General features: G+C 67.7%; 16 protein-coding genes and 2 riboswitches. Of the genes, 8 read left to right on the forward strand and 8 right to left on the reverse strand.

Going from position 1 to position 25,975, the window contains the following annotated elements; all coding sequences use genetic code 11:
• Nucleotides 1-61 precede the first annotated feature (61 nt).
• The 7 genes from hemE (at nt 62) to AB1I47_RS05120 (ending at nt 14,348) form a co-directional block, all read left to right on the forward strand.
• Nucleotides 62-1,153, forward strand: coding sequence for a uroporphyrinogen decarboxylase (hemE, locus tag AB1I47_RS05090; RefSeq protein ID WP_354682686.1), 1,092 nt, complete (start codon nt 62-64; stop codon nt 1,151-1,153).
• Between the two features lie 599 nt (nt 1,154-1,752).
• Nucleotides 1,753-3,990: a primosomal protein N' gene (locus AB1I47_RS05095; RefSeq protein ID WP_354682797.1), complete on the forward strand. Its 2,238-nt coding sequence runs from the start codon at nt 1,753-1,755 to the stop codon at nt 3,988-3,990.
• 215 nt (nt 3,991-4,205) lie between these two features.
• Nucleotides 4,206-8,180, forward strand: coding sequence for a trifunctional transcriptional regulator/proline dehydrogenase/L-glutamate gamma-semialdehyde dehydrogenase (gene putA, locus AB1I47_RS05100; protein ID WP_354682687.1), 3,975 nt, complete (start codon nt 4,206-4,208; stop codon nt 8,178-8,180).
• 156 nt (nt 8,181-8,336) lie between these two features.
• Nucleotides 8,337-9,488, forward strand: a complete 1,152-nt coding sequence (locus AB1I47_RS05105) for a branched-chain amino acid ABC transporter substrate-binding protein (RefSeq protein WP_354682688.1) — start codon at nt 8,337-8,339, stop codon at nt 9,486-9,488.
• A gap of 385 nt (nt 9,489-9,873) precedes the next feature.
• On the forward strand, nt 9,874-11,838 hold the full coding sequence (locus tag AB1I47_RS05110; protein WP_354682689.1) for a hypothetical protein: 1,965 nt from the start codon (nt 9,874-9,876) through the stop codon (nt 11,836-11,838).
• A 159-nt stretch (nt 11,839-11,997) separates the two neighbouring features.
• A complete protein-coding gene (locus tag AB1I47_RS05115; RefSeq protein WP_354682690.1) occupies nt 11,998-13,233 on the forward strand; it encodes a cation:proton antiporter in 1,236 nt (411 codons plus the stop codon).
• Nucleotides 13,233-14,348, forward strand: coding sequence for a YbdK family carboxylate-amine ligase (locus tag AB1I47_RS05120; RefSeq protein ID WP_354682691.1), 1,116 nt, complete (start codon nt 13,233-13,235; stop codon nt 14,346-14,348). The genes AB1I47_RS05115 and AB1I47_RS05120 overlap by 1 nt, the downstream gene beginning before the upstream one ends.
• Nucleotides 14,349-14,355: 7 nt before the next feature.
• Here the strand turns inward: AB1I47_RS05120 and AB1I47_RS05125 are convergent, their stop codons facing one another.
• From AB1I47_RS05125 to AB1I47_RS05160, 8 genes are all read right to left on the reverse strand, one after another.
• The gene (locus AB1I47_RS05125; RefSeq protein WP_407935797.1) at nt 14,356-15,198 is read right to left on the reverse strand and encodes an alpha/beta hydrolase; all 843 of its coding nucleotides are present in this window, start codon (nt 15,196-15,198) and stop codon (nt 14,356-14,358) included.
• An 8-nt stretch (nt 15,199-15,206) separates the two neighbouring features.
• Complete coding sequence (locus AB1I47_RS05130; protein ID WP_354682692.1) at nt 15,207-15,680, reverse strand: OsmC family protein; 474 nt, start codon at nt 15,678-15,680, stop codon at nt 15,207-15,209.
• A 27-nt stretch (nt 15,681-15,707) separates the two neighbouring features.
• Nucleotides 15,708-16,445 (reverse strand): MBL fold metallo-hydrolase, encoded by a 738-nt coding sequence (locus AB1I47_RS05135; protein ID WP_354682693.1) that lies wholly within the window; start codon nt 16,443-16,445, stop codon nt 15,708-15,710.
• Nucleotides 16,446-16,521: 76 nt separating this feature from the next.
• A complete protein-coding gene (locus AB1I47_RS05140) occupies nt 16,522-17,898 on the reverse strand; it encodes an L-serine ammonia-lyase (protein ID WP_354682694.1) in 1,377 nt (458 codons plus the stop codon).
• A gap of 146 nt (nt 17,899-18,044) precedes the next feature.
• On the reverse strand, nt 18,045-20,975 hold the full coding sequence (gene gcvP / locus AB1I47_RS05145; RefSeq protein ID WP_354682695.1) for an aminomethyl-transferring glycine dehydrogenase: 2,931 nt from the start codon (nt 20,973-20,975) through the stop codon (nt 18,045-18,047).
• A gap of 99 nt (nt 20,976-21,074) precedes the next feature.
• A complete protein-coding gene (gcvH, locus tag AB1I47_RS05150; RefSeq protein WP_011299457.1) occupies nt 21,075-21,455 on the reverse strand; it encodes a glycine cleavage system protein GcvH in 381 nt (126 codons plus the stop codon).
• 99 nt (nt 21,456-21,554) lie between these two features.
• Nucleotides 21,555-22,682, reverse strand: a complete 1,128-nt coding sequence (gcvT, locus tag AB1I47_RS05155; protein ID WP_354682696.1) for a glycine cleavage system aminomethyltransferase GcvT — start codon at nt 22,680-22,682, stop codon at nt 21,555-21,557.
• A gap of 98 nt (nt 22,683-22,780) precedes the next feature.
• A riboswitch (glycine riboswitch) is annotated at nt 22,781-22,906 on the reverse strand.
• 21 nt (nt 22,907-22,927) lie between these two features.
• Nucleotides 22,928-23,014, reverse strand: a riboswitch (glycine riboswitch).
• Between the two features lie 105 nt (nt 23,015-23,119).
• Nucleotides 23,120-23,353: a glycine zipper domain-containing protein gene (locus AB1I47_RS05160; RefSeq protein ID WP_354682697.1), complete on the reverse strand. Its 234-nt coding sequence runs from the start codon at nt 23,351-23,353 to the stop codon at nt 23,120-23,122.
• Nucleotides 23,354-23,639: 286 nt separating this feature from the next.
• On the opposite strand from AB1I47_RS05160, the gene AB1I47_RS05165 reads away from it, so the two are divergent.
• Nucleotides 23,640-25,745, forward strand: coding sequence for a UvrD-helicase domain-containing protein (locus AB1I47_RS05165; RefSeq protein ID WP_354682698.1), 2,106 nt, complete (start codon nt 23,640-23,642; stop codon nt 25,743-25,745).
• Nucleotides 25,746-25,975: the final 230 nt, after the last annotated feature.

The following is a 25,975-nucleotide window of genomic DNA, read 5'->3' on the forward strand; positions in this document are numbered from 1 at the left end:
ATTCCCAAGCGTGCGGCGCGCCGCGGCCATCCCTTAGAATGGCGGTCTTACGAGGATGACCATGACCGCTCTGCAGAACGATACCTTCCTGCGCGCGCTGCGCCGCCAGCCCACCGAATACACGCCGCTGTGGCTGATGCGCCAGGCAGGCCGCTACCTGCCCGAGTACAACGCCACGCGCGCGCGCGCCGGCAGCTTCCTCGGGCTGGCCAAGAACCCGGCCTATGCCACCGAGGTCACCCTGCAGCCGCTGGACCGCTATCCGCTGGACGCGGCCATCCTCTTCTCCGACATCCTGACCGTGCCGGACGCAATGGGCCTGGGCCTGTCGTTCGCGCAGGGCGAAGGCCCGCGCTTCGCGCATCCGCTGCGCACCGAGGACGATGTGCAGAAGCTTGCCGTGCCCGACATGGCCGAGCTGCAATACGTCTTCGACGCCGTCAGCGAGATCCGCCGTGCACTAGTGCAGGACGGCCGCCAGCGGGTGCCGCTGATCGGCTTCTCCGGCAGCCCCTGGACGCTGGCCTGCTATATGGTCGAAGGCGGCGGCTCGGACGATTTCCGCACGGTCAAGGCGATGATGTACGGCCGCCCGGACCTGATGCACCGCATCCTCGAAATCAACGCCCAGGCGGTCACGGCCTACCTGAACGCCCAGATCGAAGCCGGCGCCCAGGCCGTGATGATCTTCGATACCTGGGGTGGTGCGCTCGCGGACGGCATGTACCAGGCGTTCTCGCTGGCCTATATGCGCCGCGTGCTGGCAGGCCTGAAGCGCGAGCATCGGGGCGAGCAGGTGCCGGCGATCGTCTTCACCAAGGGCGGCGGGCTGTGGCTGGAGGGGCTGGCCGATACCGGCGCCGACGCGATCGGCCTGGACTGGACCGTGAACCTGGCGCAAGCGCGCCGCCGCACCGGCGGCCGTGTGGCGCTGCAAGGCAATATCGACCCCACCGTGCTGTTCGCGCCGGAAGCGTCGATCCGCGAACAGGTGCGCGGCGTGCTTGAGAGCTTTGCCGCCGGCGGCGGCAGCGACGGCCATGTGTTCAACCTGGGCCATGGCATCTCGCAATTCACGCCGCCGGAGAACGTCAGCGTGCTGGTCGATGAAGTGCATCGCCACAGCCGCAAGCTGCGCGAAGGGCAGAAGTGACGGTGGCGGTATGCCTGGACGCGTGCGCTGGACGCGCTGCAACGAAACGCCATGCGGCGGACGCTGCGCGTACGCGGTGCTGCGAGAGGCGCCCGGTTACGGTTGTCAAGTTAACTTTTTCGCCAGCATTCGCCAAAAAGGTGCTCGCACTTGACTGCCGGCACTTGACTTATGCACACCGATAAGTTTGCCGCAGTGCAAGACGAACGAGGCTAATAACCTATCTGAAGGGCGTTTGCAAGACCTTGATTTTTAAGGATTTGGAAGATTTGCAACGCCATGGTCGAGGCCGGTGAATTCCCTTGTTTTGCGCGGCTTGCGGGTGCGTCGGTGCGACTTTTCAACAAAGTTATCCACAGGGGCGGTTGAAATAGTGGAAAAGCAGTCATCTATCATCGACTTAGGGCCGCATTTGAAGTTTTACTTTAAGTTGATGCTGCACTGCACACAAAAAGCCGACCATCCGCCACAACGCGGCCTGCTGCGCGAGGTGTGCGCAAAGGCGGTGCACCAGGAATTGCCGTATGGAGCACGCTGACGGCTCAATTCCTCTAATCCCTCATGCGGAGGGAAATGCGCCGCGCACTGGCGTGCCGCCCATTGTCCGGGTCGCACTGGACACCCCCGCCGACGACTGCTTCGATTACCTCGCCACGCCCGACATTGCGCTGGGAGACCTGGTGGTGGTGCCTTTCGGCCGCCGCAGCCTGGTAGGCGTTGCCGTAGAGCGCGCCGACCGCTCCGACGTACCCACCGAACGCCTGCGGCCGGTGGCACAGCGCCTAGACTGGATGCCGCCGCTGCCGCCCGACTGGATCGAGATGGCCGCCTTTGCCGCGCGCTACTACCAGCGCCGCCTGGGCGAGGTGATGCTGCCGGCCCTGCCGCCGGCGCTGCGTGAGGCCGAGAGCTGGCCAGGACTGGCCCAGCGCGCCCGCACCGACGAATACCGCCTGTTGCCCGCCCACGCCGACGCGTTGCTGGGCGCGGTGCCACCGCGCGCGCGCAGCGTGCGTGCGCTGGCGCAGGCCCTGGCCGAGCGTGCCGGCAGCGGTGAGCCGCTGGCGCTGGCCGACGCGCGCATGCTGTGCGCGGCGGCGCCCGCACGGCTGGCCGAGTGGCAGGCTGCCGGCTGGGTCGAGGCCAGCCGCACCGCGCGCCCGCTGCTGCGGACCGACCCGTCGCAAGCCCCCTCAGTCGCGCCGCCGCTGCATGACGAGCAGCGCGCCGCGGTCCAGGCCATCGCCGGGGCCGAAGGCTTCGCCCCGTTCCTGCTGCACGGGGTCACCGGCAGCGGCAAGACCGAGGTCTACCTGCACGCGATGCAGGCGGTGCTGGAACGCGACCCCCAGGCGCAGGTCCTGATGCTGGTGCCCGAGATCAACCTGACGCCGCAACTGCAGGCGCGCATCGCCGCGCGCTTCCCGCACCTGCCGCTCGCGGTGTTGCACAGCGGCCTGGCCGACCAGGAGCGCAGCCTGCAGTGGCTGGCCGCGCACCGTGGCGAGGCCCGCATCGTGCTGGGCACGCGCATGGCGGTGATGGCGTCGCTGCCTGCCTTGGCGCTGATCGTGGTCGACGAGGAGCATGACACCTCCTACAAGCAGCAGGAAGGGCTGCGCTACTCCGCGCGTGACCTGGCGGTGTGGCGTGCCAAGCAGCGCGGCATCGCGGTGGTGCTGGGCTCGGCCACGCCGTCGATGGAGACTTGGTGGCGGGCCGGGCAAGGCACCTACCGCAAGCTGGTGCTGCGCGAGCGCGCACAGGCCGACGCCACACTGCCGGTAGTGCGGCTGGTCGACCTGAACCACGAGCGCCAGCGCCAGCGCGCCCTGTTCGAAGGCCTGTCGGTGCCGCTGCTGGAAGCCATCGACGCCCGCCTGGCGCGCGGCGAGCAGAGCCTGCTGTTCCTGAACCGCCGCGGCTACGCCCCGGTGCTGGCGTGCGACAGCTGCGGCTGGCTGTCAGGCTGCCCGCGCTGCTCGGCGTACCTGGTGCTGCACCGGCCCGAGCGGCGCCTGCGCTGCCACCATTGCGGGCTGGAGGCGCCGGTACCCCACCACTGCCCGGACTGCGGCAATGTCGATATCGCGCCGCTGGGCCGCGGCACGCAGCGCATCGAAGAGGCGCTGGCGGCGCGTTTCCCGCAGGCCCGCATCGCCCGCATCGACGCGGATTCCACACGGCGCAAGGGCAGCGCGCAGGCAATGTTCGACGAGGTCCATGCCGGGGAGGTCGACATCCTGGTGGGCACGCAGATGGTGGCCAAGGGCCACGACTTCCAGCGCGTGACACTGGTCGGCATCGTCCATCCGGACGCGGCCATGTTCAGCCACGATTTCCGCGCCGCCGAGCACCTGTTCGCGTCGCTGATGCAGGTGGCGGGACGGGCAGGGCGGGCCGGCCTGCCCGGCGAGGTGCTGATCCAGACGCGCTACCCGGACACCCCGGCATTGCAGGCGCTGACGCGCCACGACTATGATGGATTCGCGGCCAGCCAGTTGCGCGAGCGGCGTCAGGCCGGGTTGCCCCCGTTCTGCTTCCAGGTGCTGGTGACGGCCGAACACGGACAGCTCGAACGGGCGCTGCTATTCCTGCAGGCGGCGCGCCGGCATGCCGAGAATTGCCAGCTCGCGGCCGAAGTGCAACTGCATGATCCCGTGCCGATGTCGATGGTGCGCGTTGCCAACCGGGAGCGTGCCCAGATGCTGGTGGAGGCGACTTCGCGCCCGGTATTGCAGCGTTTCGTGGCTGAGTGGGTACAGACTTTCGCAGCGGTTGGACCGGAAGCGAAGGGAGTGCGCTGGCAGCTTGAAATCGATCCGCTGAGGATTTGAGCCAGTCGCGGCACGGCAGGAACAGCGGCAAACAGCGACTTAGGTGCAACCCGTGTATTAGGGTTTCCGATAGGGTTGCACTAGGTTGCACCCGAGGGATTTCCGAGAGTAAGATCGCCCCAGCTCACAGGCTGCGGCCGGTCGCGCGCCCCTGCCATTCCGGCACAGACGCGGTAGCACCGGCGGCAGCCTCCCGTCTTACGGAGAATGCCCGCATGGCCACCACCACCCTCGGCGTCAAACTCGACGACGCCTCGCGCGATCGCCTCAAGCGCGTCGCCCAATCCATTGACCGCACGCCGCACTGGCTGATCAAGCAGGCCATCTTCACGTACCTGGAGCAAGTCGAGCGCGGCCACCTGCCGCACGAGACCGGCGCCGCGGGCACCGCGGAGGCCGATAGCCCCGATGGGACCGAACCGGGCCACGACGGGGCGCCGCAGCCGTTCCTGGAATTCGCCCAGAGCATCCAGCCGCAGTCGGTGCTGCGCGCCGCCATCACCTCGGCCTATCGCCGTCCCGAATCCGATTGCGTACCCGTGCTGCTCGAGCAGGCCCGGCTGCCGCAGCAACAGGCCGAGGCCGCCATCAAGATGGCCAAGACGCTGGCTACCCGGCTGCGCGAGCAGAAGGTCGGCTCGGGCCGCGAAGGGCTGGTGCAGGGCCTGATCCAGGAATTCTCGCTGTCGTCGCAGGAGGGCGTGGCGCTGATGTGCCTGGCCGAAGCGCTGCTGCGAATCCCCGACAAAGCCACCCGCGACGCGCTGATCCGCGACAAGATCAGCGGCGCCAACTGGCAGTCGCACCTGGGCCAGAGCCCGTCGCTGTTCGTCAACGCGGCCACCTGGGGTCTGCTGCTGACCGGCAAGCTGGTCGCCACCCATACCGAATCCGGCCTGACCAAGGCGCTGACCCGCATCATCGGCAAGGGCGGCGAGCCGCTGATCCGCAAAGGCGTGGACATGGCGATGCGGTTGATGGGCGAGCAGTTCGTCACCGGCGAGACCATTTCCGAGGCGCTCGCCAATGCGCGCAAGTACGAGGCGCAGGGCTTCCGCTACTCCTATGACATGCTGGGCGAAGCGGCCATGACCGAGGCCGATGCCGCCCGCTACCTCGCTTCGTACGAGCAGGCCATCCACGCCATCGGCCAGGCTTCGCGCGGCCGTGGCATCTATGAAGGCCCGGGTATCTCGATCAAGCTGTCGGCGCTGCACCCGCGCTACAGCCGCGCCCAGCACGAGCGCGTGGTGACCGAGTTGTACGAGCGCCTGAAGTCGCTGACGCTGCTGGCGCGCCAGTACGACATCGGCATCAATATCGATGCTGAGGAAGCGGACCGCCTGGAGATCTCGCTCGACCTGCTCGAACGCCTGTGCTTCGAGCCCGAGCTGGCCGGCTGGAACGGCATCGGCTTCGTGGTGCAGGGCTACCAGAAACGCTGCCCGTTCGTCATCGATTACCTGATCGACCTGGCCCGCCGCAGCCGCCATCGCCTGATGATCCGCCTGGTCAAGGGCGCCTACTGGGACAGCGAGATCAAGCGCGCCCAGGTGGAAGGGCTGGAGGGCTACCCCGTCTACACGCGCAAGGTCTACACCGACGTGTCGTACCTGGCGTGCGCGCGCAAGCTGCTGTCGGTGCCGGACGCGATCTACCCGCAGTTCGCCACGCACAACGCGCATACGCTGGCGGCCATCTACCAGATCGCCGGCCACAGCTACTACCCCGGCCAGTACGAGTTCCAGTGCCTGCACGGCATGGGGGAGCCGCTGTACGACCAGGTGGTGGGGCCGACCGCCGACGGCAAGTTCAACCGTCCGTGCCGCATCTACGCGCCCGTCGGCACGCATGAAACGCTGCTGGCCTACCTGGTGCGCCGGCTGCTGGAAAACGGCGCCAACACTTCCTTCGTCAACCGCATCGCCGACGACACCATCTCGCTCGACGAGCTGGTGGGCGACCCGGTTGCCGTGGTCGAGGCCATGCACCGCGACGAAGGCGCACTCGGCCTGCCGCACCCGCGCATTCCGTCGCCGCGCACGCTGTATGGCAAGAGCCGTCCCAACTCGGCCGGCATCGATCTGGCGAATGAACACCGCCTTGCGTCGCTGTCATCGGCGCTGCTGGCCGGCACCAGCGAGCGCTATGTCGCCGAGCCGATGCTGGGTGCCGAGGTGCCGCGTGCCGCTGACGCCCTCACCAGCCCGGTGCTGAACCCGGCCGACCACCGCGACGTGGTGGGCCATGTTACGGAGGCCAGCCAGGCCGACGTCGACGCCGCGCTGCTGGCCGCGGTCAATGCCGCCCCGATCTGGCAGGCGACGCCGCCGGACGTGCGCGCCGCCGCGCTGGAACGCGCCGCCGACCTGATGGAAGCCCAGATGCAGTCGCTGATGGGCATCATCATGCGCGAGGCCGGCAAGACCTTCTCCAACGCCATCGCCGAAGTGCGCGAGGCCGTCGACTTCCTGCGCTACTACGCCGCGGAGGTGCGCCGCAGCTTCGACAACGAGACCCACCGCCCGCTGGGCCCGGTGGTCTGCATCAGCCCCTGGAACTTCCCGCTGGCGATCTTCACCGGCCAGGTCGCCGCAGCGCTGGCCGCCGGCAACCCGGTGCTGGCCAAGCCTGCCGAGCAGACCCCGCTGATTGCCGCGGCCGCCGTGCGCCTGCTGCGCGAAGCCGGCGTGCCGGCCGGCGCGGTGCAGTTGCTGCCGGGCCGTGGCGAGACCGTCGGCGCCGCGCTGGTAGGCGATGCCCGCGTCAAGGGCGTGATGTTCACCGGCTCGACCGAGGTCGCGCGCATCCTGCAACGCAACGTCGCCGGGCGTCTGGACGCCGCCGGCCGCCCGATCCCGCTGATCGCCGAAACCGGTGGCCAGAACGCGATGATCGTCGACTCCTCGGCGCTGGCCGAACAGGTGGTCGGCGACGTGGTCAACTCCGCGTTCGATTCGGCCGGCCAGCGCTGCTCGGCGCTGCGCGTGCTGTGCCTGCAGGAGGACGTGGCCGATCGCGTGCTGGAAATGCTCAAGGGCGCGATGCAGGAACTGAACATGGCCAACCCGGACCGCCTGTCGACCGATGTCGGCCCGGTGATCGACGAAGAGGCACGTACCAACATCGTGCGCCATATCGACGCGATGCGCGCCAAGGGCCGCCGTGTCCACCAGGCCGATCCCAACGCCGCGCAGGGCGCCAGCTGCCGCCACGGCACCTTCGTGCCGCCGACGCTGATCGAACTGGACAGCATCGAGGAACTGAAGCGCGAGGTGTTCGGCCCGGTGCTGCATGTGGTGCGCTTCCCGCGCACGGCGCTGGACACCATGGTCGGCCAGATCAACGGCACCGGCTACGGCCTGACGCTGGGCATCCATACCCGCATCGACGAGACCATCTCGTTTATCGTCAGCCGCGCCCATGTCGGCAACCTGTATGTGAACCGCAATATCGTCGGCGCGGTGGTGGGCGTGCAGCCGTTCGGCGGCGAAGCGCTGTCCGGCACCGGCCCCAAGGCGGGCGGCCCGCTCTACCTGCACCGGCTGCTGTCGGTATGCCCGCAGGACGCGGTGGCGCGCAGCGTGCGCGCGGCCGATGCCAATGGCGGTGCCGAGACGGTGCGCCCGGACGGCGACACCGTGCGCGCCGCCGAAGCCTTCCGCACCTGGGCTCGCGCCGAGCTGCCGGAAGCGGCAGCGGCCTGCGAACGCTTTGCCGAGGGCTCGCCCTCCGGCCTGGCGGTGACGCTGGCCGGCCCCACCGGCGAGCGCAATACCTACACGCTGCTGCCGCGTGAACGCGTGCTCTGCCTGGCCACGCAGGAGTCCGACCTGGCGCTGCAACTGGGCGCCGTGCTGACCGTCGGCGCCGAGGCGCTGTGGCCGGAAAACCCTGTCGCGCGGGGGCTGTTTGCGCGCCTGCCTGAGGGCGTACAATCGCGCGTCCGCATGGTGGCCGACTGGACCGCGGCGGATATTGCAATCGATGCGGTGCTGCACCACGGCGACTCCGACCAGCTGCGCACGGTGTGCGAGCAGGTGGCCGCGCGCCCCGGCCCGATCATCGGCGTACAGGGCCTGGCGCAGGGGGAACCGAATGTCGCGCTCGACCGTTTGCTGATCGAGCGCTCACTCTCGGTCAACACCGCGGCCGCGGGCGGCAATGCCAGTTTGATGACGATCGGCTGAGGCAACCTCGGACGTCGTCTTGTCGAAGCGCACGGCGGTGGCGGCGATCCCGCCCCGGCGCGCATACGAAGAACGGCGCGGCACTGCCAAGGCCGCGCCTCCAACAATGCCGGCAACGGCACCACATCGGCACCATTTGGGACCCAAGGAGATCTGATGAGCTCGACATTCCACAAGACGGCAGTGACCGTTGCCCTGACCCTGGCCGGCCTGACCGCGGCCTCCGCCGCGTTCGCGCAAGCCCAGGAAATCAAGCTGGGCTTTGCCGGCCCGATGACCGGCGGCCAGGCGCAGTACGGCAAGGACATGCAGAACGGCATCGTCCTCGCGATCGAGGACATGAACGCCACCAAGCCCAAGATCGGCGGCAAGGAAGTCAAGTTCGTGCTGGTGTCCGAAGACGACCAGGCCGATCCGAAGACCGGCTCGGTGGTCGCACAGAAGCTGGTGGATAACGGCATCCAGGGCATGCTGGGCCATTTCAACTCGGGCACCACCATCCCGGCGTCGATGGTCTACAACCGCGCCGGCATTCCGCAGATCGCCATGGCGACTGCGCCGGAATACACCAAGCAAGGCTTCAAGACCACCTTCCGCATGATGACCTCCGACACCCAGCAGGGCTCGGTGATCGGCGCCTTCGTGGTGAAGAAGCTGGGCGCGAAGAACATCGCCATCGTCGATGACCGCACCGCCTACGGCCAGGGCCTGGCCGACGAGTTCGAGAAGGCCGCCAAGGCCGCCGGCGGCAAGATCGTGCGCCGCGAGTTCACCAACGACAAGGCGGTGGACTTCAAGGCCGTGCTGACCAACATCAAGCGCAGCAACCCGGACATCATCTTCTACGGCGGCGCCGAGACCCAGTCCGCGCCGATGGCCAAGCAGGTGAAGGAACTGGGCATGAAGGCCCCGCTGGTGTCGGGCGAAATGTCCAAGACCGACAACTTCCTGAAGCTGGCCGGCCCGGCGGCTGAAGGCACCGTGGTATCGCTGGCCGGCCTGCCGCTGGACCAGATGCCTGGTGGCGCCACGTACGAGAAGAAGTACGAGAAGCGCTTCGGCTCGAAGGTGCAGACCTATTCGCCGTACGCGTATGACGGTGCCACCGCGATGATGTCGGCGATGGTCAAGGCTGGCTCTGCCGATCCGGCGCGTTACCTGCCGGTGCTGGCTGCTACCAATATGCAGGGCGTGACCACCAAGTCGCTGGCTTATGATGCGCGCGGCGACCTGAAGGATGGTGGTATTACCGTGTACAAGGTGGTGGGCGGCAAGTGGACGGTGCTGGAGACGGTTGGCGGGAAGTAAGCTGCCTTGCGTTGAGACTGCTGCGCTTGCAGCAGGCTCTCTCTACCGCCTGCATCAGGCTCCCCTCTCCCGCTTGCGGGAGAGGGGTGGGGGCAGGAGTGTCAACGGCTGACGTACGTGGGTTAAAACCGTTGGCTTCGCTTGATGTGGCTCCTTGCTAGCCCACCCCTCTCCCCAGCCCTCTCCCCCCGAGGTCCCCGAGGGGAGAGGGAGAACACCTTGCTTAGGCGAGTTCGGGCGGCTTGGGCGCACCCAAAACCGCGCTCCCCTTCTGTGTTTTCGCCTTTCCCTCAAGAATCCCTGCTTCCGGCCGTTGGTGTCCCGATGCGGTTCGCCATCATTGGCGCATAATCCCGCACTCGCACATCATCCATAGGAGCAGTACGTGTCCCAGCAGGAAGCCAGCTACGACCACGCCATCGGGCTAGCCAACGAAGGGCGCTTTGCCGAAGCGCTGCAGATTGCCGACCAGTTGGCGCAGGCCCGTCCGGAAGTGGTCGACTTCGTCATGCTGCGCGCGCGGCTGCACTTCGACAGCGGCGACGCGGCCACGGCGCTGGCGGTGCTGGATGAGGCGCTGGCGCGGCTCGACACGCTGCCGCTGCAGCCGCCGCACCGCTGGGCCTCGCGCGGCGTGATCGCGCACCGCTACGGCGCCATGCTCATGAGCCTGGGCCGCGATGCCGAGGCGCGCCCGTGGCTGCACGAGGCGGCGCAGCGCAGCGGGCTGCTGTCGGGCGAATGGCCCGCGCACTTCCACGCCGGCCTGTCCGCCTTCCGCATGGGCGACATGGCCGCGGCGGCGCGTTACTGGCATGACCTGATGTTCCGCAACCCGGACCTGGGCGCCGACGATATCGCGCCGCTGGTGCGCGACTATATCGCCCGCGCCGAGGCCGCCGGCGTGCCGGTGGAGCCGCTGATGCGCGTCTGCCTGGGCCGCGTGGCGCTGGACAACCCGCACCTGCTGGAACTCGCCCCCGCGGCCGGCGACGCCGTGGCCGCCGACCAGGCCGCGCGCGTGCTGGCCGAACACCCCGATCACCCCGAAGCGCGCCGGCTGCGCGCGCCGCTGCGCCATGGCGTCGGCGACACCCAGGGCGCGCTCGACGACCTGGCGGTCTACCAGCGCCAGGTGCCCGACCCGCAGAGCCAGGTACGCGAGCTGACCTGGCGCCACCAGCTGGCGCAGGCCGGCGACAGCGCCCAGAACGCGGAGCGCGAGCCCTGGCTGCGCTTCAACCTGACCGACAAGTCCGACGACGGCGCCGCCTATCACCGCGCCGCGATGGCGCTGGGCGAATTCATCGACGAGGTGCCCGCATCCGAGGCCGCGCTGCGGCCCGTGCTGGTGCAGGCCTGCCGCAACGGCGTGGCGCGCTTCGACCAGTATTTCGCCACCGGGCAGGGCGATGCCGCGGGCCATGGCGGCAATGCCGACCCGCATGTCTATTCGCTGCTGTGCCGGCTGCTGTCGCGCAGCCTGCCGGCCGACGCGGCACACCTGGAAGAGCGCATCGCGCTGCACCGCCAGGGCATGGCCGCCAGTGAGTTCATTGACCATTGGATCGACCTGCTCGACTGCCACGCCGGCGCGGGTCAGCACCAGAAGGTGGCGGAGCTGGCCGGCGAAGTGCTCAACCGCTATCCGCTCGAGCGCAACCCCGCCGACGTGACGTGGGCCTTCAGCCGCCTGATCGCGGCCTGGAAGGCGATGGGCGGCGCCGAGCCGACCGAGGCCGCGCGCGCCGCGATGATGCATATGGACGCGCGCCTCGACGCGCTGCCGGTGGAAGCGCGCAGCGAGGCCGCGCACCCGATGGCGCACGCCCGTGCGCACTACGCCATGCTGCTGCAGGGACGCATGGCCGGCATGGACGAGCATGACCGCACCGATGCGATCGCCGAGATCGAAACCCAGCAACGCCGTGCGCTGCTGGTGGAGGATGCCTGGCTGTACAACCGCTTCGGCCAGGTCTGGCGCGACCTGGGCGAGTCCGAGCGTGCCTTGCCGCTGTTCGAGCAGGCGGTCGTGCTGACCGAGGGCGATCCCTGGGACCAGGCCGGCCCGCGCGTGCAGCGCGCACTCGTGCATAACGCGGCGCAGCGCCATGACGCCGCCATGGCCGACTTTGCCGCGGCCTTCGCGGTGCGTGACGACTGGGACGCCGAAGTCTGCCTGCGCGCGGTGGAATCCGCACTTGGACTGGACCAGCGCGAGACGGCCTTGGGCTACTTCGACAAGGCCCGCGCACGCGGTGGTGCGCAGGGGCAGACCAGAACGCTGTACACGCAAGTGGAAACCGCGCTGAAGGCGACCCGGCCGAAGTGGAAGGTCTGGGGCGTCTGAAACGTCTCACGGCCCCTGCGAAGCGGCTGAACCTGTATCAAATGTAAAAAACGCCATCTGAAAGATGGCGTTTTTTGCCAGAAGTTGACCGAAGTACGCGCACTGTTTGGTGCGGTGTCGGACAATCACTGACATGGATTGTGTTGTCCTTACATTACCATGTCGGCCATGAATGGACTGAGCCAACTTTTCCCCAGCCTCCCGCTCGCGCCAGGTGGCCTTTTCTGGGTCGGACTGGCGCTGGTCGGAGCCGGCCTCGCAGGCGAGGTGAGCCGGCGCTGGCTGCGCTGCCCGCGCATCGTCGGCTATGCCGTGGCCGGCCTCTTTGCCGGCATGCTGGGCCGCGGCATCGTCGACCAGAACATGATCAACCAGACCCGTATCCTGATTGATATGGCGCTGGCGCTGGCCCTGTTCGAACTGGGCCACCGACTTTCCCTCACCTGGCTGCGCGCCAACCGCTGGCTGCTGCTGACCAGCGCCTTCGAAAGCCTGCTGACCTGGGGCCTGGTGGCGGCGGTGCTGCAATGGATCGGCGCCTCGCCGGTTGTGGCGATCCTGGCCGGAGGTATCGCGGTCAGCACCTCGCCCACCATCGTGCTGCAGCTCAAGAACGAGCTGCGCGCCGAAGGGCAGGTCACCGAGCGCCTGCTGGCGATGGCGGCGCTGAACAGTATCTACGCCGCCGCGATCGTGCAGGTCGCCACCGGCTGGCTGCACTCCGAATACGGCAATATCGGCGCGGCGCTGCTGCATCCGCTGTATCTGCTGGTGGGCTCGTGCCTGCTGGCGTGGGTGGTCGGCAAGATCGGCCACGCCATCTATGACCGCATGTCGGCCGACGACCACTACAGCTTCCTGGTGCTGGTGGGGCTGGTGCTGTTCACGCTGGCGCTGACCCGGGTACTAAAATTGTCGATGCCGCTGACGCTGATGCTGGCTGGTGTGGTGTTCAAGCACCAGGACAGCCAGCCGCATGTGTGGCCGCCGCACTTCGGCAGCGCCGGCAGCCTGCTGATCATCGTGATGGTGGTGTCGCTGGGCCTGCCGCTGACCGTGAATGACTGGGCCGTGGGCGGCATCTATGCCGTTGTGCTGGTACTGCTGCGCCACACCGCCAAACTGGCCGGCGTGGTGTCGCTGGGCTCGTTCTCGGGCCTGAGCATGCGCCAGTGCATGGCGCTGGGGCTGGCGCTGGCGCCGATGTCGGGCCTGGCCTACCTGCTGATGAGCGACGTCGCTCGCCTTTACCCGGGAACCGGACAACCGCTGGCCGCCATCATCCTGTGCGCGCTGGCAATCGAACAACTGCTCGGCCCCGTGATCGCGGCCTGGGCACTGCGCTTCGCTGGCGAGGTTCGCGGCGATATGCGCAGCAATGGAGGAGGGCGCTGATGTCGCTCGAACCGTTCAAGCAATCCGAAGCACTGACCTTCGGCGTGGAGCTGGAGCTGCAGCTCGTCAACCGTCATGACTACGACCTGGCGCCGTTCGCGCCCGACCTGCTGCGCGCGCTCAAGGGTGCCGTGCACGCCGGCGACATCAAGCCGGAGATCAGTCCGTCGATGATCGAGATCAGTACCGGCATCTGCCACAGCTACCAGCAGGCGCTGGAGGAGCTGACCACGATGCGCGACCTGATGGTGGCGGCATCGCGCTCGCTCAACCTGGGTATTGCCGGCGGCGGTACCCACCCGTTCCAGCAATGGTCCGACCGCACCATCTCGAACTCGCCACGCTACCAGTACATCTCTGAGCTGTACGGCTACCTTGCCAAGCAGTTCACCGTGTTCGGCCAGCACGTGCATATCGGCTGCCCGACCGCGGACGAGTCGCTGTTCCTGCTGCATGCGATCGGCCGCTACGTGCCGCACTTCGTCGCGCTGGCGGCGTCGTCGCCCTATGTGCAGGGCGTCGATACCGGTTTTGCCTCGGCGCGGCTGAACTCGGTCGCGGCCTTCCCGATGAGCGGGCGCGCGCCGTTCCTGCTGACGTGGGACGCCTTCACCGCTTACTTCGAGAAGATGCGCAACACGGGCGTGATCGAAAGCATGAAGGACTTCTACTGGGATATCCGCCCCAAGCCGGAATTCGGCACCATCGAAGTCCGCGTGATGGACACGCCGCTGACGGTGCAGCGCGCCTGCGATATCGCCGCCTATATCCAGATGCTGGCGCGCTACCTGCTGCTGTCGCGCCCCTTCATGCCGCAGGAAGACGACTACCTGGTGTACACCTTCAACCGCTTCCAGGCGTGCCGTTTCGGGCTCGACGGCGAATACGTGCATCCCAACGAACTGACGCGCATGCCGATCGCCGACCATATCCTGTCGATCTGCGACGCGCTGGTGCCGCATGCCGAGGCCCTGGGTTCGCTCGAAGCGCTGGCCAATATCCGCGCCATGGCCGAACGCCGCGATGGCGATGCCGAATGGCTGCGCCAGACCGATGCCGATGCGCGCAGCCAGCGCGAGACCGTGCGCAAGGCGTGCGATCGCTGGGCGTCCTGACCGCCTGTCAGCGTTGCGCCGGCAGCAGGAAGGCCAGCGCCTCGCGCCACCAGCCCGCGTCGACGTGCCCGGCCCAGTCGTTGTGGCCGGCGCCGTCGATCACCGTCAGCCGCCTGGGTTCGCCCAGCGTGTCGTAGAGCGCGCGGCCGAAGCGCGCCGGCACGATGGTGTCGCGCTCGGCCACCGCCACCATCACGGGCTTGCCGAAGCCGGCCAGGTTGGCGCTGGTGTCGTAGCGGTCGCGCAGCAGCAGGCCTGACGGCAGCCAGGGGTAGTGATGCGAGGCGAGGTGGGACAGCTTGTCCCACGGGGTGATCAGCAGCAGCCCCGCGACATGCTCACGCTGGCGTGCCGCGGCTGCGGCGGCCACGCCGGCGCCCAGCGATTCGCCGATCAGCAGCAACGGTTCGCCGAACTGGCGCCGCGCCAGCGCAATGGCCTGTTCGGCATCGGCGACGAAGCTGCGTTCGCCAAGCGCGCCATCGCGCGGACCGTACCCCGGGTACTCGGCGAGGATCACGCGGATCCCCAGCCGGTTCAGCGCGTTCGCGTAGTAATCGCGATGGCCGGCATGCCCGGCGTTGCCGTGGAAGACCATGGCGGTGGCGCGCACTTGCCCCTGCGGTTCGGCCACCAGTCCGCGAAAGTCGTCCGGTCCCGGCCACGCGCGCAGACCGCCGGCCACCATCTCGGTGAGCGGCGCCTTGTCGGGAAAGTAGAGGAAGTGATCCTGCAGCATGCTGATTCCGGTGAGCAGCACGGCGCCGACAACGGCAAGCGACCAGAAGCGCTTCCGGCGCCGTGGCGGTGCCGGTCCCGCTGAAGCCTGCGCCGCGGCGGTGGCGGACATGGCAACGACTATTTGCCGGCGACCACCGGCTCGCAACGCACCTCGGTCCTGACCGAGTTGGCGATAAAGCAGGCGTCATGCGCGGCGTGGTGCAGCGCGTCGAGTTCCTCGCGCGTCGGCTCGCGCTCGCCGCCGAAGGTTACCTGCGGGCGCAGCGTGACCACCGTCATGACCGTCTGGCCTTCGGCATTCTTTTCCATCACACCGGTGGCCGCATCGACATAGCGGTCGACGACAAAGCGCTGCCTGGCTGCCAGCGACAGGAAAAACAGCATATGGCAGCTCGAGAGCGAGGCGATGAACATCTCCTCCGGATCGACCGCGCTCTCGTCCGACATCGGCAGCGGCACCACATGGGGCGATGACGAACCCGGGACTTCGGCGCCGCCGTCAAAGCGCAGCAGGTGCCTGCGGCTGTAGCGGTTGCCGGTGAAATCCTGGCCGTTGCGTTCCCACAGGACTTCGGCGGTATAGGCGGACATGCAATGACTCCAGACGTTGGGAAGCATTCAGGCGCCGTGCGGCACGCTCTCGCCATCGCGCAAGCCCAGGCGCTGGTTGGCGGGCACGGCGATATCGATCAGCTTCGGCCGCGGCAGATTCAGGTTGCGCATCATCGCGATGAACTCCTCGCGCGTGCGTCCGGCGACGCGGCTGTTGTGCGCGCGTTCCCGGCCGATGGTGGACGAGGTGTTGCCCTGGTAGTCGTGGGCGGGATAGACCAGCGTGTCGTCGGGCAGCGCGAAGAGTTTCTTCGTGAGGCTGTCGTACAGCGTGCCGGCATCGCCCGACTGGAAATCGGTGCGGCCGCAGCCATCGATCAGCAGCGCATCGCCGGTGAAGACGCGGCGCACGATGCCGTCGGAGGTGGGCTCTTCCCACAGGTAGCTCATGCTGCCGGCGGTGTGTCCGGGCGTATGGATCGCACGCAGCACCTGCTTGCCGAATGCGACCATGTCGCCGTCGATCAATTGTTTCTGCGCGGGCTTGATATCGCAGCCCGATGGCGCCGCGGTGTGCGCGCCGGTCTGCAGCGCAAGGTGGCCGGCCGAGGTGATGTGGTCGGCGTGGGCATGGGTCTCGATCACCCAGGTGAGCCGCGCGCCGGTGTCGCGCAGCAGCGCCATGTCGCGCTCCAGCTGGTGATCCACCGGGTCGATCAGCAGTGCCTCCCCGGTGGCGGCGTCGATCAGCAGGTAGGTGAACGTCGACGAGGTTTCGTCGAAGAGCTGGTGGAAGGTCTGCATGGCGCCCTCTTTTTTTGCGAGCGGGGAATGGGGAAATGATACGCCGCTGGCAAGGCTGAAATGCCCCCGTTTGCTGCTAGCACTCCACGATATTCACCGCCAGGCCGCCCCGCGCCGTTTCCTTGTACTTCGTCTTCATATCCGCCCCCGTCTCGCGCATGGTCTTGATCACCGAGTCGAGCGAGACGTAATGCGTGCCGTCGCCGCGCAACGCCATGCGCGCCGCATTGACGGCCTTGACCGATGCCATCGCATTGCGCTCGATGCACGGGATCTGCACCAGGCCGCCGACGGGGTCGCAGGTGAGGCCCAGATTGTGCTCCATGCCGATCTCGGCGGCATTCTCCACCTGCGCGGGCGTGCCGCCCTGCACCGCCGCCAGCGCACCCGCGGCCATCGAGCAGGCCACGCCGACCTCGCCCTGGCAGCCGACCTCGGCGCCCGAGATCGACGCATTGAGCTTGTACAGCAGCCCGATCGCGCCGGCGGTCAGCAGGAAGTCGACCACGCCCTGCTTGTTGGCGCCCGGCACGAAGCGGTCGTAGTAGTGCAGCACCGCCGGAATGATGCCGGCCGCGCCGTTGGTCGGCGCGGTGACTACCCGCCCGCCGGCGGCGTTTTCTTCATTGACGGCGATGGCGTACAGGTTGACCCAGTCCATCACCGACAGCGGATCGGACAGCGTGCGCTCGGCGCGCTCGGTCAGGCTGCGAAACAGCTCCGGCGCGCGCCGCTTGACCCGGAACGGCCCCGGCAGCTCGCCGTCGGTGCGGCAGCCGCGCGCCACGCATGCCTGCATCACGTCCCAGATATGCAGCAGGCCGTTGACGACTTCCTCTTCGCTGCGCCACGTCAGCTCGTTCTCCATCATCAGCCGCGCAATGCTCTTGCCGCTGGCATTGGCCATCTCCAGCATGTCCTTGCCGCTGCGGAACGGGTGCGGCAACTGCTGCGCGGCATTGAGCACCTGCGTATTGGGCGCGCCCGCGGTGACCACGAAGCCGCCGCCGACCGACAGGTAGCGCGCCTCGCGCAGCGACGCGCCGCTGGCATCGAAGGCGTGGAACTTCATGCCGTTGGGATGCTCGGCCATCGCTTCGCGCCGGTAGAAGGCGATGTGCTCCTTCTCGACGAAGGGCACGACGTGCCTGCCCAGCAGCGACAACTCGCGGCTGGCGCGCAAGGCAGCCAGGCGCGCGTCGATGGAGTCGGGATCGATGGTGTCGGGCGCCTCGCCCATCAGGCCGAGGATCACGCCCTTGTCGGTGCCGTGGCCCTTGCCGGTGGCGCCCAGCGAGCCATAGAGCTCGGCGCGCACGCTGGCCACCTGGGGCAGCAGGCCGTCGCGCTCCAGCCCCTGCGCGAACATCAGGGCCGCGCGCATCGGGCCCACGGTATGCGAGCTCGACGGGCCGATACCCACCTTGAACAGATCAAAGACGCTGACTGCCACGGAATGTCTCCAGCAATGGGATGGCCCTGAAGAGGCTCTTTTTTTTGGTGGGTTGGCGTGGCCGCGACGGGCACCGCGACACCGCGATGCCCGTCATCTCGAGCATAGTGCGTTGGCGGCCGCCGCGGGTGCGGCGGCGCTACGCCTCAGTCCACCACGTAATCGCTGACCGGCACGCAGGCGCAGAACAGGTTGCGGTCGCCGTACACGTTGTCGGCACGGCCGACCGGCGGCCAGTACTTCTGCGTGCGCAGCGAGGCCACGGGGTAGGCGGCTTCTTCGCGCGTGTACTTGTGGGTCCACTCGTTGGCCGTCACCACCGCGGCGGTGTGCGGGGCGTGCTTGAGCGGGTTGTCGTCGCGATCGAAGGTGCCGTCGGCAACGCGGCCGATTTCCTGGCGGATCGCGATCATCGCGTCGATAAAGCGGTCCAGCTCGTGCAGCGCCTCGCTCTCGGTCGGCTCGATCATCAGCGTGCCCGGCACCGGGAAGCTCATGGTCGGGGCGTGGAAGCCGTAGTCCATCAGGCGCTTGGCCACGTCTTCATTGCTGATGCCGGTGTCCTTCTGCAGCGGGCGCAGGTCCAGGATGCACTCGTGCGCGACCAGGTCGTGCTGGCCCGTGTACAGCACCGGGTAGTACGGCGCCAGGCGCTTGGCGACATAGTTGGCCGCCAGGATCGCATTCTCGGTGGCGGCGGTCAGGCCGGCCGAACCCATCATCGCGATATACATCCACGAGATCGGCAGGATGCTGGCCGAGCCGAACGGTGCCGCCGACACGCCGCCGATGCCGCGGTCGTCGCGGCGATAGCCGACGCTGTCCTGGTTGGGCAGGAAGTCCGCCAGGTGCGCGCCGACCGCGACCGGGCCCACGCCCGGGCCACCGCCGCCGTGCGGGATGCAGAAGGTCTTGTGCAGGTTCAGGTGCGACACGTCGCCGCCGAACTGGCCCGGCGCGGCGGTGCCGACCATCGCGTTCATGTTGGCGCCGTCGACATAGACCTGGCCGCCGTGCTGGTGCACGATCTCGCAGATCTGCTGCACGCCCTGCTCGAACACGCCATGCGTGGACGGGTAGGTGATCATGATGGCCGCCAGGTTCTTGCTGTGCTGCCCGGCCTTCTTCGCCAGGTCTTCCAGGTCGACGTTGCCGTCTTCATCGCAGGCCACCACCACCACTTTCATGCCGGCCATCTGCGCCGACGCCGGGTTGGTGCCGTGCGCCGACGACGGGATCAGGCAGATATCGCGATGGCTCTCGCCGCGGCTGGCGTGGTAGGCGTGGATGATCAGCAGGCCCGCATACTCGCCCTGCGAGCCGGCGTTGGGCTGCAGACTCACCGCGGCGTAGCCGGTGGCCGCGCACAGCATGGCCTCCAGCTGGTCGATCATCTCGCGGTAGCCCACGGTCTGGTCCAGCGGCGCGAACGGATGGATCTGGCTGAATTCGGGCCACGTCACCGGGATCATCTCGCTGGTGGCGTTCAGCTTCATCGTGCACGAGCCCAGCGGGATCATGGTGCGGTCCAGCGCCAGGTCCTTGTCGGCCAGCATGCGCAGGTAGCGCAGCATTTCGTGCTCGGCGTGGTGCGTGTTGAACACCGGGTGCGTCAGGTATGCGCTGGTGCGCGCGAGCTCGGCCGGGTACGCATCCTGCGTGGCGGCTTCGAGCTTGTCGAAGTCCAGGCCCGCGGGCAGCGGCTTGCCTTGCGTGAAGATTTCCCACAGCGCGACCACGTCGGCGCGGTTCGCGGTCTCGTCCAGCGAGATGCCGACGCGCGTGGCGCTGACATGGCGCAGGTTGATGCCGCGCGCGGTGGCGGCGGCGTGGATGGCTTCGGTATTGAAGCCGGTTTCCACGGTCAGCGTGTCGAAGAAGGTGGCATTGGTGCGCGCGAAGCCCAGCGTTTCCAGGCCGGCGGCCAGCGTCGCGGTCAGGCGATGCACACGCTGCGCGATGCGCTTCAGGCCCTGCGGGCCGTGGTAGACCGCGTACATCGACGCCATCACCGCCAGCAGCACCTGCGCGGTACAGATGTTGGAGGTGGCCTTTTCGCGGCGGATATGCTGCTCGCGCGTCTGCAGCGCCAGGCGGTAGGCCTTGTTGCCTTGCGCGTCGATGGTGACGCCCACCAGGCGGCCCGGCATCGAGCGCTTGAATGCATCCTTGACCGCCATATACCCGGCGTGCGGGCCGCCGAAGCCCAGCGGCACGCCGAAGCGCTGCGAGTTGCCCACCGCCACGTCGGCGCCCCATTCGCCGGGCGCGGCGATCAGCGTCAGCGCCAGCAGGTCGGCCGCAGCGACCACCAGGCCACCGGCGGCGTGCACGGCAGCGGCGATGGCGCGGTAATCCTTGATGTCACCGTTGACGCCGGGGTACTGCAGCAGCACGCCGAAGGCGTTGGCGGCAGCGGCGTCGGCAGCGGGGCCGACCTTGACCTCGATGCCCAGCGGCAGCGCGCGCGTGCGTACCACTTCCAGCGTTTGCGGCAGCACGTCGTCGGCGACGAAGAAGACGTTCGAGTCGTGCTTGTTCACGCGCTGCAGCAGCGTCATCGCCTCGGCGGCGGCGGTGCCTTCATCCAGCATCGACGCATTGGCGATATCCAGGCCGGTCAGGTCGGTGACCATCTGCTGGAAGTTCAGCATCGCTTCCAGGCGGCCCTGCGAGATTTCCGGCTGGTACGGCGTGTAGGCGGTGTACCAGGCCGGATTCTCGAAGATATTGCGCAGGACGACCGCGGGCGTGACGGTGTTGTAGTAGCCCTGGCCGATAAAGCTCTTCAGCACCTTGTTCTTGCGTGCCAGTCCGCGCAGCTTCGCCAGCGCCGCTTCTTCGCTCAGCGGCTCGGTGAACTCGCCCATCGGCATGCCGTCGCGGCGGCGGATGGCGGCGGGGATCACGGCATCGATCAGCGCGGCGCGGCTGTCATAGCCGAGCACCTTCAGCATGTGCTGCTGTTCGGGGGTATCGGGGCCGATATGGCGGGCGGCGAAGGCGTCGCGCGCCTCCAGTTCGGCCAGCGTGGGCCGGTTACCTTGGGCGGCGTTCATGGGAAGCGGGGCGTTCATTGGCAAGAACCTCGTGGGGGGCGCGTCGGCAGGTGGTCAGCCGGCCGGCGCGCGTCTGTCTGCAGTGGCCGGTCCGCGCGGGGACCGGCGCGGCCGGCGTCAGGCGCCGACGCTGGCCTTGTACGCGTCGGCCGACATCAGGCCATTGACGTCGTCGGCATTGGCGGGCTTGAGCTTGAACAGCCAGGCGTCGAAGGCGTCGGCATTGACGCTTTCCGGCGCGGCCGTGGCGGCCTCGTTCACGGCGATCACTTCGCCGGCCACCGGGGCGTAGATGTCGGAAGCGGCCTTCACCGACTCCACCACCGCCAGCGCATCGCCGGCACCGACCGACTTGCCCACTTCCGGCAGTTCCAGGAAGACGATGTCGCCCAGCGCGTCCTGCGCGTGGTCGGTGATGCCGATGGTGAGCGTGCCGTCGGCTTCGACGCGTACCCACTCATGCGACTCGGTGTACTTGAGGTCAGCGGGGAAATTCATGAAGGTTCTCCGGATACAGATCTGTTCTTTGTTGGGTGATGCCTGCCCGGCGAAACTGCCGGCAGGCGAGGGCGACCGTTGGGTGAGCGGGTTTTCCCCTTAGCTCACGAGTGCCTTGCCATTACGCACAAACGGCAGTTTAACCACAGTCGCGTTGAGTTTGCGGTCGCGGATCTCCACCTGCACCGTGTCGCCGACGTTGACGCCCAGCGGCAGGCGCGCAAAGGCAATCGATTGCGACAGCGACGGGCTGAAGGTGCCGCTGGTGATCTCGCCGTCACCGGCCGGCGTGATGACCTTCTGATGGGCGCGCAGCACGCCGCCCTTGTCGCGAAGGATCAGGCCGAGGAATTGCTGGCGCGAACCGGCCGCAGCCAGCGCCGCCTTGCCGGTGAAGTCGCGCTCGCTCTGCAGGTCGACGGTCCACGCCAGTCCCGCGTCCAGCGGCGAGGTGTTGATATCCATGTCCTGGCCGTACAGGTTCATGCCGGCTTCCAGGCGCAGCGTATCGCGCGCGCCCAGGCCCGCCGGGCGCACGCCCGCGGCATTCAGTTGTTCCCACACCGCGGCGACGTTTTCCGCCGGGACCACCAGCTCGAAACCGTCTTCGCCGGTGTAGCCGGTGCGCGCGACCATGATCTCGCCGATGGCGGGGTCCTGGACCACCACGGCATTGAAGGGCTTGAGGGCATCGGAAGGTTGCGTCGACGGGAAGGTGCTCCACACCCTGGCGCGGGCATTCGGGCCCTGGACCGCGACGATGGCCAGCGGCTGCACGCCTTCGGGAGCGACGTCGTCACGGCGCGGGGTGATGGTGACGCCGCTGCCGATGGCGGCATTGCGCGCGCGGATCCAGTCGATATCGCCCAGCGCGGTGCTGGCGTTGACCACCAGGCGGAAGCGGTCCTCGGCAAAGAAATAGACGATCAGGTCGTCGATCACGCCGCCGTTCTCGTCCAGCATGCAGGAGTAGAGCGCCTTGCCCGGCGTCTGCAGCTTGTCGACGTTGTTGGCCAGCAGCCCGCGCAGGAAGGCGCGGGTATTGGGACCGCTGAGGTCCACCACGCACATGTGCGACACGTCGAACATGCCGGCGTCACTGCGCACGGCGTTGTGTTCTTCAATCTGGGAGCCGTAGTTGACCGGCATGTCCCAGCCGCCGAAGTCGACCATGCGGGCGCCGAGGGCGCGGTGGATGGCATTGAGGGGCGTGGCCTGGAGCGTCATGGAATCCTCGGGGCAATCTCGGGTTGCGAAAACGAAAAAAGGGCCATCCGCCGCAACGCTCGCCACGCCCGCAATGGGCCTGGCAATCCGCTGCGGCGGATGACCCCTCTGTCCTCGATACCTGAGAGATTACGAGACGGATCCTGTCGATCCCGGTTCTCGTGCGCCCCTTCGGTGGGCACGCTCGCCATGCATGGCGGGTGCCGCTCTCCAGAGTGCGGCATGCATTGTGTGCATGTTGCATGCCGATCCGATCGGTCCGTGGTGCCTGAGAGTTTTCGGGTGATACCCCTTCGGCGGCGCAATGATGCGCGCTCTCCCGGTCGGATGCGCGCAATGTACGGGAGGCCCCGGCCTTTGTCAAACCGGGCCGGAAGCCGCCCGGCGGCTGTACCCGTTCCTGCGCCCCGCCGCCAGGGGCGGGTCAGTGGGTGTACTTACTTGCGCCGCCTGTTGTCGTCGGTGATGACGTTACCGACCACGCCGCCTACCGCCGCGCCACCCAGCGTGCCCAGTGCACTGCCGTCGGTCAGGATGGCACCGCCGACCGCGCCCGCGCCCGCGCCAATGGCGGTGTTGCGTTGCTTCGGGGTCATGTCCGCGCAACCGGCAAAGGCCGCCAGCGTCGCGCCGATCAGGGTCGCCTTGGTCAAAGTCTGCAGGGTTTTCATTTGGTTGGCTCCGGTGTGATGAATCACGCATGTCCGCACAACCGCGCAGGCTGGTGGGCACATCCTTTAGAGCGCTGCGCGGGGTGATTGGCTCCGCTCCTTACGAAGTGTTACGCCGGTGACACAGTGGGCCCCGTCAATGCGCTGTGCGCTGACTGACCGGGCGCGGCCAGCGTGTTAACATCGCCAGCTTTGCCGCCGCTCCGATTTTGAGGGGGTGGTGCGTCCCGCCTGGCTTGCCGATTTCCCTTCCGCCTCCAACCGCGTTTCCAACCGCGCCCCTCGCATGACCCATGGCCTGAATTCCGCCCAATCCGAAGCCGTCCGCTACCTGGACGGGCCTTGCCTGGTGCTGGCCGGGGCGGGCTCGGGCAAGACCCGCGTGATCACGCAGAAGATCGCGCATCTGATCGAGGACAAGGGTTTCGAGCCGCGCCATATCGCCGCCGTCACCTTTACCAACAAGGCCGCCAAGGAGATGCAGGAGCGCATCGCCAAGCTGATGGAAGGCAAGACCACGCGCGAGGGCAAGCGCATCCCGCTCAAGCAGCTGACGGTCTGTACCTTCCACTCGCTGGGCGTGCAGATCCTGCGCATGGAAGCCGAGCATGTGGGCCTGAAGCCGCAGTTCTCGATCATGGATTCGGACGACTGCTTCGGCCTGATCCAGGAGCAGCTCGGCACCACCGACAAGAAGCTGATCCGCGGCGTGCAGAGCATGATCTCGCTGTGGAAGAACGGCATGGTCGATCCCGAGGCCGCGATTTCGCAGGCATCGATTTCCGGGAACGCCGACGAACACCAGGCCGCGCTGGTCTACCGCAACTACGTGGCCACGCTGCACGCCTACCAGGCGGTGGACTTCGACGACCTGATCCGCCTGCCGGCAGAGCTGTTCGCGCGCGACGAAGCCGTGCGGCTCAAGTGGCAGAACCGGCTGCGCTACTTCCTCGTCGACGAATACCAGGACACCAACGCCTGCCAGTACCAGTTGCTCAAGCTGCTGGCAGGCGGCTCGCACCTGCGCGCGCCGGCCTTCACCGCGGTGGGCGACGACGACCAGGCCATCTATGGCTGGCGCGGCGCCACCCTGGACAACCTGCGCCTGCTGCAGACCGATTTCCCCGATCTCAAGGTGGTCAAGCTGGAGCAGAACTACCGCTCCACCGTGCGCATCCTGGAGGCGGCCAACGCGGTCATCGCCAACAATCCCAAGCTGTTCGACAAGAAGCTGTGGAGCGAGCACGGCATGGGCGACCCCATCGCCATCCACCCGATGAACGATGAGGAGCACGAGGCCGAGTCGGTGGTGTTCCGCCTGTCCGCGCACAAGTTCGAGCGCCGCGCGCAGTTCCGCGACTACGCCATCCTGTATCGCGGCAACCACCAGGCGCGCCTCTTCGAGCAGATCCTGCGGCGCGAGCGCATCCCTTATGTGCTGTCGGGCGGCCAGAGCTTTTTTGACAAGGCCGAGATCAAGGACATCTGCGCCTACCTGCGCCTGATCGCCAATCCCGACGACGATCCGGCCTTTATCCGCGCGATCACCACGCCGCGGCGCGGTGTGGGCAACACCACGCTGGAAGTGCTGGGTACCTTTGCCGGCCAGGCCAAGGTGTCGCTGTTCGAAGCGGCGATGATGGGCGGCATCGAAGCCAAACTGCAGCCGCGCCAGCTGGAGCCGCTGCGCGTGTTCTGCGAATCGATGGTGCGGCTGGCGGACCGCGCGGCGAAAGACCCGGCCACCGAAGTGCTGGACGACCTGATGGCGGGCATCCACTACGAGGCCTACCTGTACGACAGTTTCGACGAACGGCAGGCGCAGTCGCGCTGGACCAATACGCTGGAATTCCTCGACTGGCTCAAGCGCAAGGGCACCAAGCCGGAGAACACGGAAGAGGGCGAAGCCACCGGCTATGGCAATGCCGACGGCTTCGGCAGCGAAGGCAAGAACCTGCTCGAGCTCACGCAGACCGTGGCGCTGATGAGCATGCTCGAAGGCCGCGAGGAAGATCCCGATGCGGTGCGGCTGTCGACACTGCATGCGTCCAAGGGGCTGGAATACCCGCACGTGTTCCTGGTCGGCGTGGAAGAGGGCATCCTGCCCCACTGCCGCGAAGACGAGGACATGACCGACGAGAAGATCGAGGAAGAGCGCCGGCTGATGTACGTGGGCATCACCCGTGCGCAGCGCAGCCTGCAGATCAGCTGGTGCAAGAAGCGCAAGCGCGCGCGCGAGACCTACTCGTGCCAGCCATCGCGCTTTATCGGCGAGATGAAGCTGGAGGAAGCGCCCGCGCCCAAGGATGAGACGCCGGCGATGAGCCCCAAGGACCGGCTCGGTGCGCTCAAGGCGCTGCTGGGCAATCCGGGCAAGGCGGCCGCGGGCTGACTGAGCGCGCTGAAATAGCCGCGCGCTGCAGTACCGCGCCCTACAGTCCTGATACAAAGCCCTACCAGGCCGACAAGACGGCGGGCATCGCGCCGCATAACATCACGGCCGTGCTGCCCACGCTTGCGTGGCGGTGCTGCGGCGCGTTGGCGCCGCACCGGACATCGCGTTCGGAATTTCCCTGTTCTCGGCCCCCGGCGCGACCGCGTGCGGGTGCATTTTTTTGGGCG

The sequence above is a fragment of the Cupriavidus necator genome (assembly GCF_040578825.1).
Lineage (GTDB): Bacteria > Pseudomonadota > Gammaproteobacteria > Burkholderiales > Burkholderiaceae > Cupriavidus > Cupriavidus necator_E.